Source organism: Neisseria elongata subsp. elongata, from assembly GCF_900113545.1.
Classification (GTDB): domain Bacteria; phylum Pseudomonadota; class Gammaproteobacteria; order Burkholderiales; family Neisseriaceae; genus Neisseria; species Neisseria elongata.
In genome coordinates this window covers 1-16,447 of the sequence record NZ_FOPS01000017.1, presented here as the reverse complement: position 1 = coordinate 16,447, position 16,447 = coordinate 1, and the positions used below count along the sequence as shown (strand labels likewise).

General features: G+C 58.4%; 15 protein-coding genes. 7 read left to right on the top strand and 8 right to left on the bottom strand.

Translation table 11 applies throughout. The annotated features are described in order from the left end of the window. Window positions 1-35: 35 nt before the first annotated feature. The 8 genes from BM261_RS11450 to BM261_RS11420 all read right to left on the bottom strand — a co-directional run bounded on the left by BM261_RS11450 (window position 36) and on the right by BM261_RS11420 (window position 8,011). Window positions 36-1,304: an NRAMP family divalent metal transporter gene (locus BM261_RS11450; protein WP_049250527.1), complete on the bottom strand. Its 1,269-nt coding sequence runs from the start codon at window positions 1,302-1,304 to the stop codon at window positions 36-38. 337 nt (window positions 1,305-1,641) lie between these two features. Continuing rightward, a complete protein-coding gene (locus BM261_RS11445) occupies window positions 1,642-2,775 on the bottom strand; it encodes a PIN domain-containing protein (protein WP_074898415.1) in 1,134 nt (377 codons plus the stop codon). A gap of 123 nt (window positions 2,776-2,898) precedes the next feature. Further along, window positions 2,899-3,792: a patatin-like phospholipase family protein gene (locus BM261_RS11440; protein WP_074898390.1), complete on the bottom strand. Its 894-nt coding sequence runs from the start codon at window positions 3,790-3,792 to the stop codon at window positions 2,899-2,901. A 97-nt stretch (window positions 3,793-3,889) separates the two neighbouring features. Continuing rightward, window positions 3,890-4,675 carry a class I SAM-dependent methyltransferase gene (locus BM261_RS11435; protein WP_074898388.1) on the bottom strand — a complete coding sequence of 262 codons (786 nt, stop codon included), beginning with the start codon at window positions 4,673-4,675 and terminating at the stop codon, window positions 3,890-3,892. Between the two features lie 283 nt (window positions 4,676-4,958). Beyond that, complete coding sequence (locus tag BM261_RS11430) at window positions 4,959-6,551, bottom strand: squalene/phytoene synthase family protein (RefSeq protein ID WP_074898385.1); 1,593 nt, start codon at window positions 6,549-6,551, stop codon at window positions 4,959-4,961. Beyond that, complete coding sequence (locus BM261_RS11425) at window positions 6,548-7,465, bottom strand: fatty acid desaturase family protein (RefSeq protein ID WP_074898382.1); 918 nt, start codon at window positions 7,463-7,465, stop codon at window positions 6,548-6,550. The genes BM261_RS11430 and BM261_RS11425 overlap by 4 nt, the downstream gene beginning before the upstream one ends. A 164-nt stretch (window positions 7,466-7,629) precedes the next feature. Beyond that, window positions 7,630-7,800: an oxidoreductase-like domain-containing protein gene (locus BM261_RS12735; protein WP_172459038.1), complete on the bottom strand. Its 171-nt coding sequence runs from the start codon at window positions 7,798-7,800 to the stop codon at window positions 7,630-7,632. Beyond that, window positions 7,775-8,011, bottom strand: coding sequence for an RNA-binding S4 domain-containing protein (locus BM261_RS11420; RefSeq protein WP_049250541.1), 237 nt, complete (start codon window positions 8,009-8,011; stop codon window positions 7,775-7,777). The genes BM261_RS12735 and BM261_RS11420 overlap by 26 nt, the downstream gene beginning before the upstream one ends. A 249-nt stretch (window positions 8,012-8,260) precedes the next feature. On the opposite strand from BM261_RS11420, the gene BM261_RS11415 reads away from it, so the two are divergent. From BM261_RS11415 to murU, 7 genes are all read left to right on the top strand, one after another. Continuing rightward, window positions 8,261-8,719: a hypothetical protein gene (locus BM261_RS11415; protein WP_074898380.1), complete on the top strand. Its 459-nt coding sequence runs from the start codon at window positions 8,261-8,263 to the stop codon at window positions 8,717-8,719. A 230-nt stretch (window positions 8,720-8,949) separates the two neighbouring features. Then, window positions 8,950-9,144, top strand: coding sequence for a YgaP family membrane protein (locus BM261_RS11410; RefSeq protein WP_049250543.1), 195 nt, complete (start codon window positions 8,950-8,952; stop codon window positions 9,142-9,144). A 12-nt stretch (window positions 9,145-9,156) separates the two neighbouring features. Beyond that, a complete protein-coding gene (locus BM261_RS11405; RefSeq protein WP_074898378.1) occupies window positions 9,157-9,678 on the top strand; it encodes a rhodanese-like domain-containing protein in 522 nt (173 codons plus the stop codon). An 85-nt stretch (window positions 9,679-9,763) separates the two neighbouring features. Then, window positions 9,764-10,066 (top strand): ArsR/SmtB family transcription factor, encoded by a 303-nt coding sequence (locus tag BM261_RS11400; protein WP_074898375.1) that lies wholly within the window; start codon window positions 9,764-9,766, stop codon window positions 10,064-10,066. Between the two features lie 142 nt (window positions 10,067-10,208). After that, window positions 10,209-13,634, top strand: coding sequence for a DNA polymerase III subunit alpha (dnaE, locus tag BM261_RS11395; protein WP_074898373.1), 3,426 nt, complete (start codon window positions 10,209-10,211; stop codon window positions 13,632-13,634). Window positions 13,635-13,864: 230 nt separating this feature from the next. Then, window positions 13,865-15,229, top strand: a complete 1,365-nt coding sequence (gene mnmE / locus BM261_RS11390; RefSeq protein ID WP_074898371.1) for a tRNA uridine-5-carboxymethylaminomethyl(34) synthesis GTPase MnmE — start codon at window positions 13,865-13,867, stop codon at window positions 15,227-15,229. A gap of 144 nt (window positions 15,230-15,373) precedes the next feature. Beyond that, window positions 15,374-16,063 (top strand): N-acetylmuramate alpha-1-phosphate uridylyltransferase MurU, encoded by a 690-nt coding sequence (gene murU, locus BM261_RS11385; protein ID WP_074898367.1) that lies wholly within the window; start codon window positions 15,374-15,376, stop codon window positions 16,061-16,063. Window positions 16,064-16,447: the final 384 nt, after the last annotated feature.

Sequence of the window (16,447 nt, the reverse complement as noted above, 5' to 3'; positions counted from 1 at the left end):
AAACGATGTTTTCAGACGGCCTCTCTTTCAACTGCCTATTTGAAATTTTCGAATGCGCCGCCCAAGTCGAACAGGAACAATACGGTAAATCCGATCAGGTAAACCAGGCCGAGGATGGCGAGGACGTTCATGCCCGCCGTCAGCTTGTGGCGTTTGTCGTCTTTGACGAGGCGGTAGTTCAGCCAGGCGAACACGGGGGCGGCAACGAAGGCGGTAATCATGGCGAATTTGAGCAGTTCGGCCATCGCGCTGTTGAACCAGAAAATCACCGCCAAGCCCGTACCTGCGACCCAAACGTTCCAGGCAAACAATTCGAGGTTGCCCGTTTTGTCTTTACCGCGCAGCAGGCGCACCGGCTCGGCAATCGCGCGCGCGTAACCGTCCACTACGGTAATCGTCGTGCCGTACATGCAGGCGAAGGCGATAAACGCCACCATCGGCCGCGACCAGTCGCCGATGGTAACGGCGTACATATTGATCAGCTGTCCGACGTATTCGCCGCCCTTCATTTTGACCGCCTCGCCGTTGCCGTACTGCACATACGCGCCCAAGGCAAGGAAAACGACGGCCAGCACCGCGCTGGTGATGTAGCCGACGTTGAAGTCGAAAATGCCGTCGCGGTAGCTCGAAGGATTGAGCCGCTGTTTTTCCGTAACCCACAGCGAATTGATGGCCGAAATCTCAATCGGCGCGGGCATCCAGCCCATCAGTGCGATGAGGAAGCCCAAAGCGGTGAATGTCCACGGGGTAGGCTCGATGAAGTCGGGCTTCATCTGCATGCCGCGCGACATGGCGATAGCAGCCGCGGCGACCGTGGCAATCGTCAGGCTGACGATGATGATTTTGGAAACGTTGTCCAAGGCTTTGTAGCGGCCGCTCGCCAGGATAATCAGGCAGGAAGCCATAATCAGCGCGGCGATTGCACCGACGTTCAAGGTCAGCGAGGGAATCGCCATCTTCACGATGGCGGCGGTTACGACGGCCACCGCGCCTGCATTAATTGTGGCCGATGCCACGCACAAAATGAGGAATACCCACAAATAAACGCGGCTTTTTTCGGCATAGCCCTCAATCAGGCTTTTGCCCATGTCCAGCGTGTAATGCGCGCTGAAACGGAAAAACGGGTATTTGAACAGGTTGGTCAAAATAATAATCAGCGCGAGCTGCCAGCCGTAAAGCGCGCCCGCCTGCGTGGAGGCAATCAGGTGCGAACCGCCGACCGCCGCCGAAGCCATCATGATTCCCGGCCCCAGCGCGTTGAGTTTGCTCTGCCAAGTCGAAGCGTGTGTATGTTGTCCGGACATAGTATCCCCGCCTTTTCAGACGGCCTTTACAAAAAAAAGCGCATTCTAACGCAAACCGAGATGTTTTAGCTGTGCCGAAGTCCGTTTTCAGCTTCTTTGAAGCCGCACTTTCAGACGGCCTCAGTCATACATTATGCTTCGTTTTAAATATTTTTTCGGATTAGATGCTTTTTATCAGGCAGAAAAGGTACTTAATGCCCCAAACGGCGGATACGGCGGCCTTATCGCGCTTTTTTAGCGGCGAATGAAGGGAGGCCGTCTGAAACCCTGAAAGTCGGTTTTCAGACGGCCTCCCCGTCCCATTCATCAGCATTCCGATGCTTGGATTGATGGCCGTTTATTTGAGATAGGCGATTTTTGCACCGTCAATGCGCAGTATTTTAACGTCTTGCAGATGTTGCAGCATTTTGTCGGTTTCCTGTTCGCCGCATTTGGCATGGGCTTTGATTGTGTTACGCAGCGCGCTGATTTTACCGGGACGTTTCGCTTTGGCAACGGACAGTGCGGCGATGACCTTTTTCCACTTGGCCTCATCAGGCTGCCAACCGGTTTTGGCGGCCTGCTTGGGCACGGGCTGCGGTTTAGGTTCGGCAAACGGCGCATATTCGATTTTCCCGTTTTCTTGGCGGATCAGGTTTTGTTCGTGCAAATGCCGGGCGAAGGCCTGAATGTCATTGGGGCTGACCGTCAGGCAGAGCGCATCCGCGCGGCTTTGTACGGCGGCTTGAAAGTCGGCGTAGGTTTGGGGGCGTTGGCTCAAAATATGGCGTTGGATTTTTTGCAGCAAATCGTTGTCGCTGATGTGGTAAGACACAGCTTCCTGCTCATCGATGCTGATGAAATTTTGCACTTTGAGTTTGTGAATAACCGCATTGGCTGTTCTTTCACACTCTTCATCAGCCTTGTCGGCAAACAAATCACATAAAACATACTTGTGCAGGTATTTCTGCAAATTATGCAGGCGGCTGGGGCGGAAGGCGTCGGGACGGCGCAGCGCGGCCAAGGCTGCCTGGAAATAAGGTGCCAACGATTGTTGTGGTTTGGGTTCGGTTTCAGGCTGCGGACTGTTTTCCAACAATGCCGGCGGCGGTGCGGCCGTGATTTTCTGATGTTGCACTTCGTCTATATTGGCCAGGCGCACAATCCCTTGGGCTTGTTGGTTTTCCAAAATATGTTCGACCAGGACATCATATCCGCCGTCGCGCGAAAGTATGCCGATTTGGGCTTCGGGGTCGGTGGCGGTAATTTGTCCGAGATAATAGGACAGGTAAAAATCCAATGCGTTTTTACCCGTTTTTTGCAATTGGACAAGATGGGCGCGCTCGCCGAAACGCAACAGGGATTTCACCAAACTGACGGGCAGCATTTTGTGCTGTAAGCCTATAAACAGCCAAATATGGGTGCCTTCGGTCGGCAGTTTGTCCAAGTTTTGCGGTTGGACGTTTTCAAAGTCTATGAGCAAGTGTTTCATCGTTTTATTATCGGTTTCCAGTAAATTAAAAATCCACAATCCGCCATTAGCTTATGCCTGGTAAGAGGCCGTCTGAAATCAACTTCTTAGCGGAAGCTGCGCTTTCAGACGGCCTTTTTGCGCTTAATAACGGTAGGCGGCGAGTTTGCGTTTGATTTCCGGCAGGGCGGCGAGGGCGGCTTGTTCGCCGATTTTGATCGCCTGCGCTTTTTGGTCAAATCCGCCTACCGCGCCCAGCGATTGAACCTGCGGTTTGATGACGACGTCGGCTTTGGACAGTTCGCCGTTGAGGGCGGAGGTGCTCATGATGTTGAGGGTTTGGTCGAGGTAGGAGAGGAAGTCTTTGCTCGGCGCGGCAATCGGTTTGGCGGAAATGTCCACGGCGATGACGAAGTTCGCACCTTGGCCGCGCGCGGCGGTAACGGGCACGGGCTGGGTCAGGCCGCCGTCCACATAGCGGCGGCCGGCGATGACGACGGGCTGGAAGACGTTGGGGATGGCGGCGGAGGCGCGGACGGCTTGTCCGGCGTTGCCCCTGTTGAAGGCGACGGCTTTGCCGGTGGAGAAGTCGGTGGCGACGGCGGCGAATTTAATCGGGAATTGCTGGATGGGGCGGTTGCCGACTTTGTGGTTGATGTAGTTTTGCAGTTTTTCGCCTTTGATGAAGCCGCTGGTGGAAAGGGTGAGGTCGACGAGGTCGGTTTTGCCGAGGATTTCGGCTTCGAGTTCCATGCGGTCGGGCGACATGCCGCTGGCGTACATGCTGCCGACTATCGCGCCCGCGCTGGTGCCGGTAACGACTTTGACGGGGATGTTGTGTTGTTTGAGGACTTTGAGGATGCCGATGTGGGCGAAGCCTTTGGATGCGCCGCCGCCCAGTGCGATGGCGACGACGGCCTGCGGTTTTTGGCGGGTAACCGTGGGTTGGCCGCCGCCGGGTTGGGTGCTGCTCGGGCAGGCGGTGAGCAGGAGGGCGCACAGGGCGGTCAGGGCGGTACAGCGGGTGTATTTCTGCATGTTTTTTCCTTCGGGTGGGTTGTTGCTTGATGGAACGGGCTGCGCGGGTGTTTCAGACGGCCTCTGTCGGTTGGCGGCCGTCTGAAAAAGCGTCTGTTCAGGTTTTTCTCGGGAAGAAGTGTACTTCGTTTTCGCCCGCAGGCAGGATTTTTTTCTTGACGGCGTGGCCGAAGACGGTTTCGAGTGTCAGCTCGGGCGGGGTTTGCCGCTGCCACAGTCCGGCAATGGCGGTGCGGGCGGCGGCCGGGTCGTCGAAGTCCAACGCGTGCCAGAGGCCGAGGGTGTCCATGTCTTGCAGGAAGGTGTCGGCGGTGCGGTATTCCAGTTTCAGGCGGGCGGTGTCGGTTACGGGGTCGTAGAAGCCGCTGTCGGCCAGCATGTCGCCCAGGTCGTGCATGTCGATGAGGGCGGGCCGGCGGGCGGCGATGCCTTGTTGCTCCAGGGTGTCGGTCAGTTCGAGCAGGGTGTCGCGGCCGAAGTGGGTGAAGAAGAGCAGGCCGTCGGTTTGCAGTGCGCGCGCCCAGCTTGCGAAAACGGCCACGGGATTGTGTTCGGTGGCGAGGCCGAGGTTGCTCCACAGCATGTCGGCCGAGGCTTCGGGCAGGGGGGCGGATAGGGCTTGGCAGTATTGGGGGACGGTTTTCCCCGCCAGTTTGGACAGCAGGCCGCCGCCGCGTTTGTCGGCCGCGTCGCGCAGGCATTCGGGGCGGGGGTCGTATTCGGCAAAGGCCGCTTTGGGATAGCGGGCGGCCAGCAGGCGGCGGCTGTTATCGCCGTCAGCACCGGCCAGGAGGATGCGGCGGGGGACGGTTTTGACGATTTGCAGCCGTTGGTCGGCCTGCTCGGCAAGGTGGCGGTGGATTTGCCAGCGGTCGTTGGTCATGCGGGATTCTCCTTTAATGTGTGGCGGGCGGTTTGTCCGATTATGGCTTCAAATACAGTAAATTCAAATTAAGAACGCCCATATCGTCGTGCCCGCGCAGGCGGAAACCCGAACCGTCGGATAACCGCCCTTTCCTATTCATTCCTGAAAACGCAAACCCTGGATTCCCGCCTGTGCGGGCATGGCGATGTCGGGTATTTTTTATTTTAATTCACGATAAAACCTGCCATACCGCCGTTGGTTTGCATAAACTTTGTGCCGCCGAAGCGGCTTTTCAGACGGCCTAATCCGTCGGCCCGTTTAGCCACGGGTAGCGGGCGGGCAGGCGTTGTTCGGCGAAACGGCGCACGGAACGGGCGAATAGGTTTGAGATGCGGCGTGCGGTTTCGTCGTTCAGGGCGGCGGTGCGGCGGTCGGCTTGGTCGAGCAGTTGCAGGGCGCGGTTTCTTTCCTGCCGCATCCAATCGCGGAAGGCCGCATCGGCACTCAGGGCGGCGGGGTCGTGCCGTTTTTCAGACGGCCATCCTGCCTGCCGCCAGAGTTCGGACGGAATATTGACGATGCCCGCGCGCAGGTCTTCGGGCAGGTCGCGCATGGTGGAACACCAGCCCAAGGCATCGACCAGTTCGGGCAGGTCGCGGCCGCGCACGGATGAACCCAAGGCGGCCAAAAGCAGGTCGAGGGAGCGGGTGAAGGTGCGGCGGTGTTGGGCGGCGATTTCGGCTTCAGTCCACAGTTGCGCCCGTTCGGCACGCAGGCGGTCGAGGTGCATGGTGTGCAGCAGCCCGAGGGTGCGGGTGAGGGCGAAACGGGCGGCAGCGGCGGGCAGGACGGTTTCCGTTTTACCGGGATGCTTGGCGTTCGCTTTGGCTTCGCCCAAACCCTCTATATCTGTTTTAGCTTCGCAGAAACCCGTTTCGCTCGTTTTAGCTTCGCAGAAACTCGCTTCGCTCGTTTTCAGACGGCCTCTGAAGTCGGCGGCCAGCCGGCTGTACGGGTCGTTTTCGTCGAAACGGCCGTGCCGCCATTCCCGTATCAGGCGGCGGGCTTCTTCATCGGCTGTGCGCACCGTCTGCCGGTCGCCGTCCATCAAATCGTCGAAGGCCTGCAAAAAGCAGTAGCCCGACACCAGCAGGCCGCCGCGCGCGGGATGCCGCAGCCTGTACGCGGCCAGAATCAGGCTGATGAGGGCGTAGCGGCGGTGGCGGCGGGCGAAGGCGGCTTGTTCGAGCAGCATCTGCCATTCGGCGGATACGCGCCGCAGTATGTCCGGCCGCCGCGCCCACGGGCCGACGGTGTGCCAGACGGCGGCGGCCAACAGTGCGCCGCACACGAGGTCGGACAGGTGGTGTTCGTGTATCAGGAGGGTGGATGCAACGACGGCTGCCGCCCACGGTGCAATCAGGGCGAAGCGTGCCGCCGAATGCCTCCATGCGGCGAGGGCCGCGGTGCAAGCGAAGGCGGCGTGCAGCGAGGGCAGGTGGTTGTGCGCCATACTCAAATGATCCGCCAATGCGAACCACGGCTGCCAAAAACCTTCGGCAAGGCGCGGCGGATAGGCCGTCTGAACGGGCAGGAGGATGAAAAACGGGCAGGCGGCGGCCAATTCGGCGGTCAAAACGGCAAACAACGCCCAAGTTTCGCGCCAGTCGGCCCAACGGACGGAAGCCGCCAGCAGCAGCGGCACGGTAAGGTAAACCGCACTCCAGGCGGGCAGGAAGGGGATGGCGGACTCAAACGGCAAGGCAGGGCTGATGTGCCACGGAATATACGCGGCAATCAAATTGCTGCCGCCGTAGCCCGCGAGGAACAACAGGGCGAACAGGGCGGCCAGTGCAAAGAAGAAACGGCGCGGATACGGCAGACCGGCGTTCATTCGATACGCTCCTGTTTGAATACCGGAAAATTTTCGGGACGGCGCGGCCCGCGCCAGCAGCTCAGCCAAACGGCGAAAAAATGCGGCCCTTCACCGGCATGGCGGGGCAGTTCACGCCAGGAAAGCTCGGGATGCCGGTGGTGCGCCAGATGCAGGTGGTAGTTGAGGAAAACCGCCCGCAGCCAGCGCGGCACGCGCAGGTTCCACGCGCCGTTTTTGCAGTCGAACGGCGAGAAGGCATGGTCGGTGTATTGCAGCGAACTCCAGGCAAAGCCGAAGGCGGCATAGCAGGCCAGCCAGCCGCCCCACGTCCAGCCGAACAGCCAGGCCCAGAAAAGCTGCCACGCCGCCGCGCCGAATATTTCCAAACGGGCGGACAGTTGCGGCAGGCGGTCGAGGCTACCGATATAGTCTTCCGCACCGCTCTGCAAGCCGCCCCGGCGGCCGAAAAGTGCGGCCAAGCGGCGGCGGACGAAACGCGGCGTGGCGGCATAGAAAAACACGCCGATGACGGCGCACGGCCAATAAAGGCCGGTAAAGATGGCGTACCACTGGGCGTATTTCAGCCACAACACGTCGCCGTCGTGCAGGGTATCGAATTGCTCGGACGGCGAACGGTTGTTGCGGTGGTGGGTGAGGTGGAACATGCGCTGCACGGCAAAGCCGGTGGGAAACCAGAAGGCGGCGAGGCGGCCGCACCATACGTTCAGCCGCCTGTCGGGCGCGAACGAGCCGTGCACGCTTTCGTGCAGCAGCGCGAACATCGTATTGTTGCTCAGGGCAAACAGTGCGGCCGCCACGGCCGTCCCCCACCACGGCGCGTGCGAGGCGGCGTAGAGCAGCAGCAGGTTGGCGGCATTGGCGGCGGCCAGCAGGATCAGGTTGAGTTTGGCGGTGGAAACGGATACGGACATGGATAGGGTTCGGAATAGTTTTGGGGTTGTACGGATTGGCCGCATTCGTTTTAACCGTATTGGAATTAGGCTTTCAGACGGCCTCATACGGAATGGAGGCCGTCTGAAAGCGCGGTTCGGCGGCGTTAAAATCCCTGTTCGATTGAACCGGCGGACAAGGCGGCTTAGGGCTCGGACGGCGCATCCGCCTGCACCTGCCGTTTCAAAGCCTCGTATTCCGCCTTTTCGCGGCGGTAGATTTCAAACGTGCAGGCATCGCCGCATTCGCTGCCGCAGCACTCCCAATCTTCGGGCGGCAGCGCGGCTTCATTATTCGCCGTCGGGGTCGCAGCCATCGCGCACCTCCAGCACCGCGCCGTCGAACTCAATCACTTCGCCGCCGCGTATTTTCGCCGTTTTGCGGGTTTCGACTGCACCATTGCGCAACACCAGCCCTTCGGCAATCACAGCCTTCGCCTGTCCGCCGCTTTCGGCCAGTCCGGCCAGTTTCAACAGGTCGCACAAGGCGATGTATTCTTCGTTTTCCAGATAAACGGTTGCATGCATAAGGCGGCTTTCGGAATCATGTTTCGGTTTGACAACTTTTCAGACGGCCTATTTTAACGGAAAACGTTCAGGCCGTCTGAAAGTTGCCGACGATGCCCCAATCGCTGAAAATGCGCTATTCTTGTAATCAATAGTGCAGTACGGATGGGCTGCCTACCGTTTCGGCCTTACAGCTCTGTTTATTTTATTTTGACTTCGCAAAAACCCGTTTTTCCAACGGAATCCTTGCTTTCAGACGGCCTCAACCTTATGCGCCACCTTATCATTCCCTTTTTTCTATCGTTGCCACTGGCCGCCCATGCGGGCGGCGATGCCGTCGAATCCCAAGTTGTCGGAATTTCGGGCGGACAAGGCCACTATCAGTTTACCGTCCGCACAACCAACCGCACACTTTATAATGACGGGTGTACGATATACCATGTCCGCATCATTCCGCCTAAAAATACTTTTTTGGACCTATTCGGGCTGGGAGGGCGTTCCCCCGACCATCCCACCGAGGAACAAACAAAGGCCGCCGCCTCGGTGCTGAAACAACACAGCACCAACCATCAGCCGCTGAAAATCGGTTATCTCGGCGGCGGACTGTATCCCGACCCCCGGCAAAAATGTCTGTATCACGGCACGGGGATGCGGTTTGACGCACCGGACTGGGTGTGGGTTCGTCAAGACGGACGCAAAGGCCTGTATCCCCATCTCGACAAACCGTAAACGCCTCCTTCCACAGGTCCGCTGCAAAATCAAAGGCCGTCTGAAAACCGGACTTCTGTTGGGAAGACGCATTCCTACGGCGTTCAACCGGGCACAGAGCATTGCCGCAAAACCCAAACCGCCGCAAACCGTTTGACAAAGCCTGCTTAGGGATATATTATTTCTTATATGTGATTTTTATTATATGTATTTATTTTTAGGTAACTCATCCTCAGACAAGGAGCAATAAAATGAAACGGAATTTGGGTAATTTAGACCGCATTATCCGCATCGTTGTCGGTGTGGCATTGATTGCGGCAGCCGCCACGGGACAAATCGGCTGGTGGGGATGGTTGGGTATCGTGCCGCTGGCCACCGCGCTGATGGGGAGCTGCGTGCTGTACAGCTTATTGGGCATTAATACCTGCCGAATTGACAAAAAATAAAGAAGGCCCACCATGACTAAGGACGGACGACTCCCGCTAATCGCCCCTGCCGAAGCGGCAGCCAAAATCCGCGAAGGCGCGTTGGCGGCGGACATCCGCAGCCGGGCGGAATATCGGGGCGGGCATATCGGCGGCGCATTGTCCCTGCCGCCGGAGCAGCATCGAGGCAAACTGCCCGACAACGCCGCGCCCTGCGTGATTTTTTATTGTTTGGGCGGCAAACGCACGGCAATGGCAGAAGCGGTGTTGGCGGAGCTCGGTCGAGGGCGCGAGTGCTATATCCTCGAAGGCGGTTTGCAGGCATGGAAAGCCGCCGGGCTGCCCGTCGAAGCCGACCGCGCCGCGCCCGATATCATGCGGCAGGTACAAACCATTGCCGGTGGGCTGATTCTGTTCGGCGTACTGGCGGGTTGGCTGGTGTCGCCGTGGTTTTACCTGATAAACGCGGCAGTCGGCGCAGGCCTGCTGACGGCCGGGCTGCCCGGATTCTGTGGCATGGCGCGGCTGTTGGCCAACATGCCGTGGAACCGTTAAACGGCAGGGGAGGCCGTCTGAAAGTTGCCGACGGAGCCGTTATCGCCGACAATGCCGCCCCTCCCCCATTTGCCGAGAAACCGATATGACCGACTCTGCCGACCAACCGCCCTACGAAGAAGCCGCCGCTTTTCTGAAACTGCTGGCCAACCCGAACCGTCTGGCCGTGTTATGCAAACTGCACGAGCGGCCGCACAACGTAACCGAGCTGGCCGAAGCGGCCGGACTGCCGCAGGCGGCGATGTCCAGCCAATTGGCACTGCTGCGCGAAGCCGGGCTGGTGTCCTGCGAGGCCAACCACCGGGAGCGGCAGTATTACATTGCCGACTCACGGGTAAACGACACCGTACGGCTGCTGTATTCTTTCTTTTGCGCCCCGAAAAGCTGAATCGCCGCTGCCGGGCAAAAAGGCCGTCTGAAAATGTGTTTCCGCATGTTCAGACGGCCTCTCTGTTACAATACGCCCTGTATTTGTTCCGCCCGACCGCCCCGCCGGAGGCCGTCTGAAACCTTTCCGCAAAGTCCCTGCCATGTCCGATCCCGTTTACATCCCGCTGCGCCTGCATTCCGAATACTCCATCACCGACGGCACGGTGCGCCTGAAGGCCTTGATAAAAAAAGCCTTGGCGGAAGGCTTGCCCGCACTCGGCATCAGCGACCTGATGAACGGGTTCGGCCTGGTGAAATTCTACAAAGCCTGCCGCGGAGCGGGCATCAAACCCGTCATCGGCGCAGACGTGCGCATCGAAAATCCCGACCGCCCCGACACACCCTTCCGCGCCCTTTTGCTGGTTAAAAACCACAACGGCTATCTGCGCTTGAGCGAACTGCTTACCCGCGCCTTCACCTGTCAGGAAGAAGGCCGCCTGCCACAGTTGAAACAGGCATGGCTGGGCGAAGGCGGCAACGAAGGCTTGATCTGCCTGTCGGGGGCGCATTACGGCGAAGTCGGCCTCAATCTGATGAACGGCCACGAAGCGGCGGCCGAAGCGGCGGCGGAAAAATATGCCGCCCTATTTCCAAACGCTTTCTACCTCGAACTGCAACGCCTGCCCGAAAAACCGGAGTGGGAGCGTTCGGTGGCAGGCAGCACGGCCTTGGCGCGGAAGCTGAACCTGCCCGTGGTGGCCACACACCCGACCCAATTCCTCGAGCCGGAAGACTTCCTCGCGCACGAGGCGCGGGTGTGCATTGCCGAAGGCTGGACGCTGGCCGACCGCAAACGACCGCGCGAATTTTCCCCGAGCCAATATTTTGTCGGTGCGGAAACAATGGCGGAGCGTTTCGCCGATTTGCCCGAAGCCTTGGAAAACACGGTGGAAATCGCCAAACGCTGCAACCTGAACATTACACTGGGTCAAAACTTCCTGCCTTTATTCCCAACGCCGGACGGCCTGTCGCTGGATGATTATTTGGTGAAACTGTCCAACGAGGGCTTGCAGGAACGCATGGTTCAGCTTTATCCCAACGAGGCGGAGCGGGCGGCGAAAATGCCGGAATATCAGGAGCGGCTGGATTTTGAGCTGAACATCATCATCCAGATGAAATTCCCCGGCTATTTTCTTATCGTACAAGACTTTATCAACTGGGCAAAAACGCACGGCTGTCCGGTCGGACCGGGACGCGGTTCGGGTGCGGGTTCGCTGGTGGCGTATTCATTGAAGATTACCGACCTTGATCCGTTGAAATATGCGCTGCTGTTCGAACGTTTCTTAAACCCTGAACGCGTTTCCATGCCTGACTTCGACGTGGACTTTTGCCAAAGCAACCGCGGCCGCGTGATTGAGTATGTGCGCGATAAATACGGCGCTCAGGCGGTGAGCCAGATTGTGACTTTCGGCACGATGTCGTCCAAAGCGGTAATCCGCGACGTGGGGCGCGTGCTGGAGCTGCCGTTTACCCTGTGCGACAAACTGTCGAAGCTGATTCCGCTGGAAGCCAACAAACCTCTGGGTCTGGACGACGCGATGAAGGCGGAGCCGCAGATTCAGGAATTGATTGAAGCGGAAGAAGCGGACGAACTGATTACGCTGGCGAAAAAGCTGGAAGATTTGACGCGCGGTCTGGGTATGCACGCGGGCGGCGTGTTGATTGCGCCGGGCAAGATTTCCGATTACAGCCCCGTGTATCAGGCGGACGAATCCGCCTCGCCCGTATCCATGTACGACAAGGGCGACGTGGAAGACGTGGGTTTGGTGAAGTTCGACTTTTTGGGCCTGCGCAACCTGACCATTATCGAAATGGCGCAGAACAACATCAAAAACACCACCGGCGATATTGTCGATGTCGGCAAAATCCCGCTCGATGACCAAGCCGCCTACAAAATCTTCCGCGATGCGAACACTACCGCCGTATTCCAGTTTGAATCGACCGGCATGAAAAAAATGCTGAAAACGGCGCACACCACCAAGTTTGAAGAACTCATCGCCTTCGTATCGCTCTACCGCCCCGGTCCGATGGACAACATTCCCGACTTCGTCGCGCGCATGAAGGGGCAGGAATTCCAATACATCCACCCGCTGCTCGAAGGCATCCTCGCGCCGACTTACGGAATTATGGTGTATCAGGAACAAGTGATGCAGGCGGCGCAGATTATCGGCGGCTACTCGCTCGGCGGTGCGGACTTACTGCGCCGCGCCATGGGTAAGAAAAAGCCCGAAGAAATGGTGAAACACCGCGAAATCTTCGCCGAAGGCGCGGCAAAACAAGGCATTTCGCGCGAAAAATCCGACGAAATCTTCAACTACATGGAAAAATTCGCCGGCTACGGTTTCAACAAATCCCACGCCGCCGCCTATGCCCTGATTTCCTATCAGACCGCATGGCTCAAAGCCCATTATCCTGCCGAATTTATGGCAGCGACCATGTCCAGCGAGCTGACCGACACCGACCAGCTCAAATTGTTTTACGAAGACGCACTGGCCAACGGCATCACCTTCCTGCCGCCCGACATCAACGAATCAGACCACCTCTTCACCCCCGACGGCGAACGCCATATCCGCTACGCGCTGGGTGCAGTCAAAGGCGTAGGCGAAGGCGCGGTGCAAAGCATCGTTGAAGCACGGCAGGACGGCCGCTTCCGCGACCTGTTCGATTTTTGCGAACGGGTGGGCAAAGAACACATGAACAAGCGCACGCTGGAATCGCTGATTAAGGCCGGCGCGTTCGACGGCATCAATCCCAACCGCGCCATGCTGTTGGCCAACATCGACCTCGCCATCGGCAACGCCGAACAACAGGCGGCCAATGCCAACCAAGGCGGCCTGTTTGACTTTGCGGAAGATGCCATCTGCGCGATAGAAATGGTAGAAACCGCGCCGTGGGGCGACGCGGTGAAACTGGCGGAAGAAAAAAGCGTCATCGGCTTTTATTTTTCCGGCCACCCTTTCGGCCCTTTTGCCGAAGAAATCCGCCGCTTCGCTCCGCAGAAACTGTCGAAACTCAAACCGCAGGACAGCGTTCGCGTGACCGGATTCGCCACCGCCATCCGCACCATCATGGGCAAAAACGGCAAACTGGCCTTCGTCCGATTGGAAGACACCGAAGGTTCGGCAGAAGCAATCGTCGCGGGTGAATTATTGGAACAATCCAAAAACATCCTGAAAACAGACCAGGTTCTGATTATGGAATGCCGCATCAGCCGCAACGACTACAACGGCGGCGAGCTGCGCATCAATGCCAACAGCGTCATGACCCTGCCGCAGGCGCGGGAAAAATTCGCCCGCAACCTCACCCTGACCTGCCGCCCCGAACATGACATCGAATCTCTGCTGAACCTGCTGGCGCAACACCGAAGCAGCGGCCGCGAAGGCATCCCCCTGCGCGTCCGTTACCGCAACGACACTGCCGAAGGCGAGCTGGACCTGCAACGCCGCTGGCAGATAAACGCCGATGCCGCACTGTTCGAACAACTGCAAAACCTGTTGGGCGAATACGGCGTAAACGTCGGCTGGTAGGCCGTCTGAAAAAAGCCTCCTGCTTCCCGATAAAGCTGTATGCTATGACCGGTGAAAATGAAGATGCCTGCCTTGCCTGTTCCGCACAGCGGGCAAGACGGGGATTTAAATACTGAATTTGATTTGAAATGCAGCATAAGTTTTGCAGAACCCCTGCTTCCCTTGCAAACTTTGTTGGAGCCGCACTTTCAGACGGCCTCTCATCCGCCAACCCAGAAACGGAACCGCATATGTCCGCATCCCAACCCACCATCGCCGCCATCGCCACCGCACCCGGACGCGGCGGCGTCGGCGTTATCCGTCTTTCCGGCAAAAACCTGCTGCCTTTGGCGCAAACCCTCAGCGGCGGCAAAACGCCCAAACCGCGCACCGCACTTTACACCGACTTTCTCGGCGGCGACGGGCAGCCGATAGACAACGGCATCCTGCTCTACTTCGCCGCACCCGCCAGCTTTACCGGCGAAGACGTGATTGAATTGCAGGGACACGGCGGCCCTGTGGTAATGGACATGCTGCTCTCGCGCTGCCTCGAACTGGGCGCGCGTATGGCAGAGCCGGGCGAATTTACCAAACGCGCCTTCCTCAACAACAAACTTGACCTTGCCCAAGCCGAAAGCGTCGCCGACCTCATCGACGCCTCCAGCAAGTCCGCCGCCCGCATGGCGTTGCGTTCGCTCAAAGGCGCGTTTTCCCGACACATACACGAGCTGGTGGACGACCTTATTACCCTGCGGATGCTGGTTGAAGCCACGCTGGACTTCCCCGAAGAAGATATCGATTTTCTCGAAGCCGCCGACGCGCGCGGCAAGCTCCAAGCTCTGCAAGGTCGTCTGAAAACCGTCCTCGCCAGCGCGGAACAAGGCGCGATTTTGCGCGAAGGCATGAACGTCGTCCTTGTCGGCGCGCCCAACGTCGGCAAATCCAGCCTGCTCAACGCCTTGGCGGGCGACGACATCGCCATCGTAACCGACATCGCCGGCACCACCCGTGACACCGTGCGCGAACAAATTACCCTCGACGGCGTGCCCGTCCACATTATCGACACCGCCGGCCTGCGCGAAACCGACGACGTGGTCGAACAAATCGGCATCGAGCGCAGCCGAAAAGCCGTCTCCGAAGCCGATGTCGCCCTGATTCTGATTGACCCGCGCGAAGGCTTGAACGCCAAAACCCAAGCCATTTTGAACAGCCTGCCCGAAGGTTTGAAAAAAATCGAAATCCACAACAAAGCCGACCTGACCGGCGAACCCGTCGCCGTCCGTTCAGACAGCCTCGCCCAAACCGGTGCGGACACCGTCATCAGCCTGTCCGCCAAAACCGGCGCGGGTCTCGATTTGCTCAAACACGCGCTGTTGCAGGAAGTCGGCTGGCAGGGCGAAAGCGAAAGCCTGTTCCTCGCCCGCAGCCGCCACCTCAACGCCTTACACGAAGCCGAAGCCGAGCTGGAAAACGCCGCCCTCTGCGACAACAACCAAATCGAGCTTTTCGCCGAACACCTGCGCCTCGCCCAAAACGCGTGCAGCGAAATCACCGGCGAATTCACCGCCGACGATTTGCTGGGCGTGATTTTCTCGCGCTTCTGCATCGGCAAATAAAAAACAGGCCGTCTGAAAAGCTTTTCAGACGGCCTGTAAATAGAATTAAAACAATTATTTAACAAAAAAGAAAAACCGTACGAACGATTAAAACCCCAAACGGCATAAAAAGCCTCCACACACAACTGCTCAAAAAGGATTAACATGAAAGCCATGATACTCGCAGCCGGACGCGGCGAACGGATGCGCCCGCTCACAGATACCACGCCCAAGCCCCTGCTCCAAGTCGGCCGCGAGCCCCTAATCGGTTGGCACTTGCGCCGCCTGGCCGCCGCCGGTATCCGAGAAATCGTCATCAACCACGCCTGGCTCGGACAACAAATCGAAGATACCCTTGGCGACGGTGCGGCCTACGGCGTGCACATTGCCTACTCTGCCGAAGGCAGCCAAGGGCTGGAAACCGCCGGCGGTATCGCAACAGCTCTGCCACTACTCGGCAGTGATCCCTTTCTCGTCATTAACGGCGACATCCTTACCGACATCGACTTCTCCGTCGCCGTCCGCCAAAGCGAAACCTTGCTTTCAGACGGCCTGGCTTACCTCTGGCTAACCGCAAATCCACCGCACAACCCCGACGGTGACTTCTCACTACTTTCAAACGGCCTAATCCGATCCGAAGGCGGCGGCGAACGCCTGACCTTCAGCGGTTGCGGCCTTTACAAAAGCGAACTGTTCGCCGAAACCGCACCGCACCGTGCAGCCAAACTCGCCCCGCTGCTGCGCGAAGCCATGACTGCCGGAAAAGTACGCGGCCACTACCACAACGGCCTCTGGCTGGATGTCGGTACACCAGAACGACTAGACGAAGCCCGTTGTTTAGCTGCAAGTTGGTGATTACATTCAATTCTCCTGCTTTCCTGTTGAACGACCACAATCTAAAACGCCGTCTGGAAGCCGAGTCAAGCTTTCAGACGGTCTCATCATATATTGCTCCCCAACTAAAAAGCAGCTGCCACAACCATCGGAATGAAGCAAAGCAGATTTGATCCATACCCTTACTGTCAGCACAATATGGTCAGCGCGGCTTCACAACACCGACCACATAAAGCATAGGCCCACACGCCTTACCCCCGACACCCCGCATCACATCCGAGCAACAGCACCCGAGATTCCCTTGCCGTAAAAGCCAAAGGCCGCCCCCTTTTACAAGACAAGAGCGCGGCCTTTCTTCCGAAGCGAATCGGCCATCCCTACTTAGCCGCATTTTTCCCTGCTGCG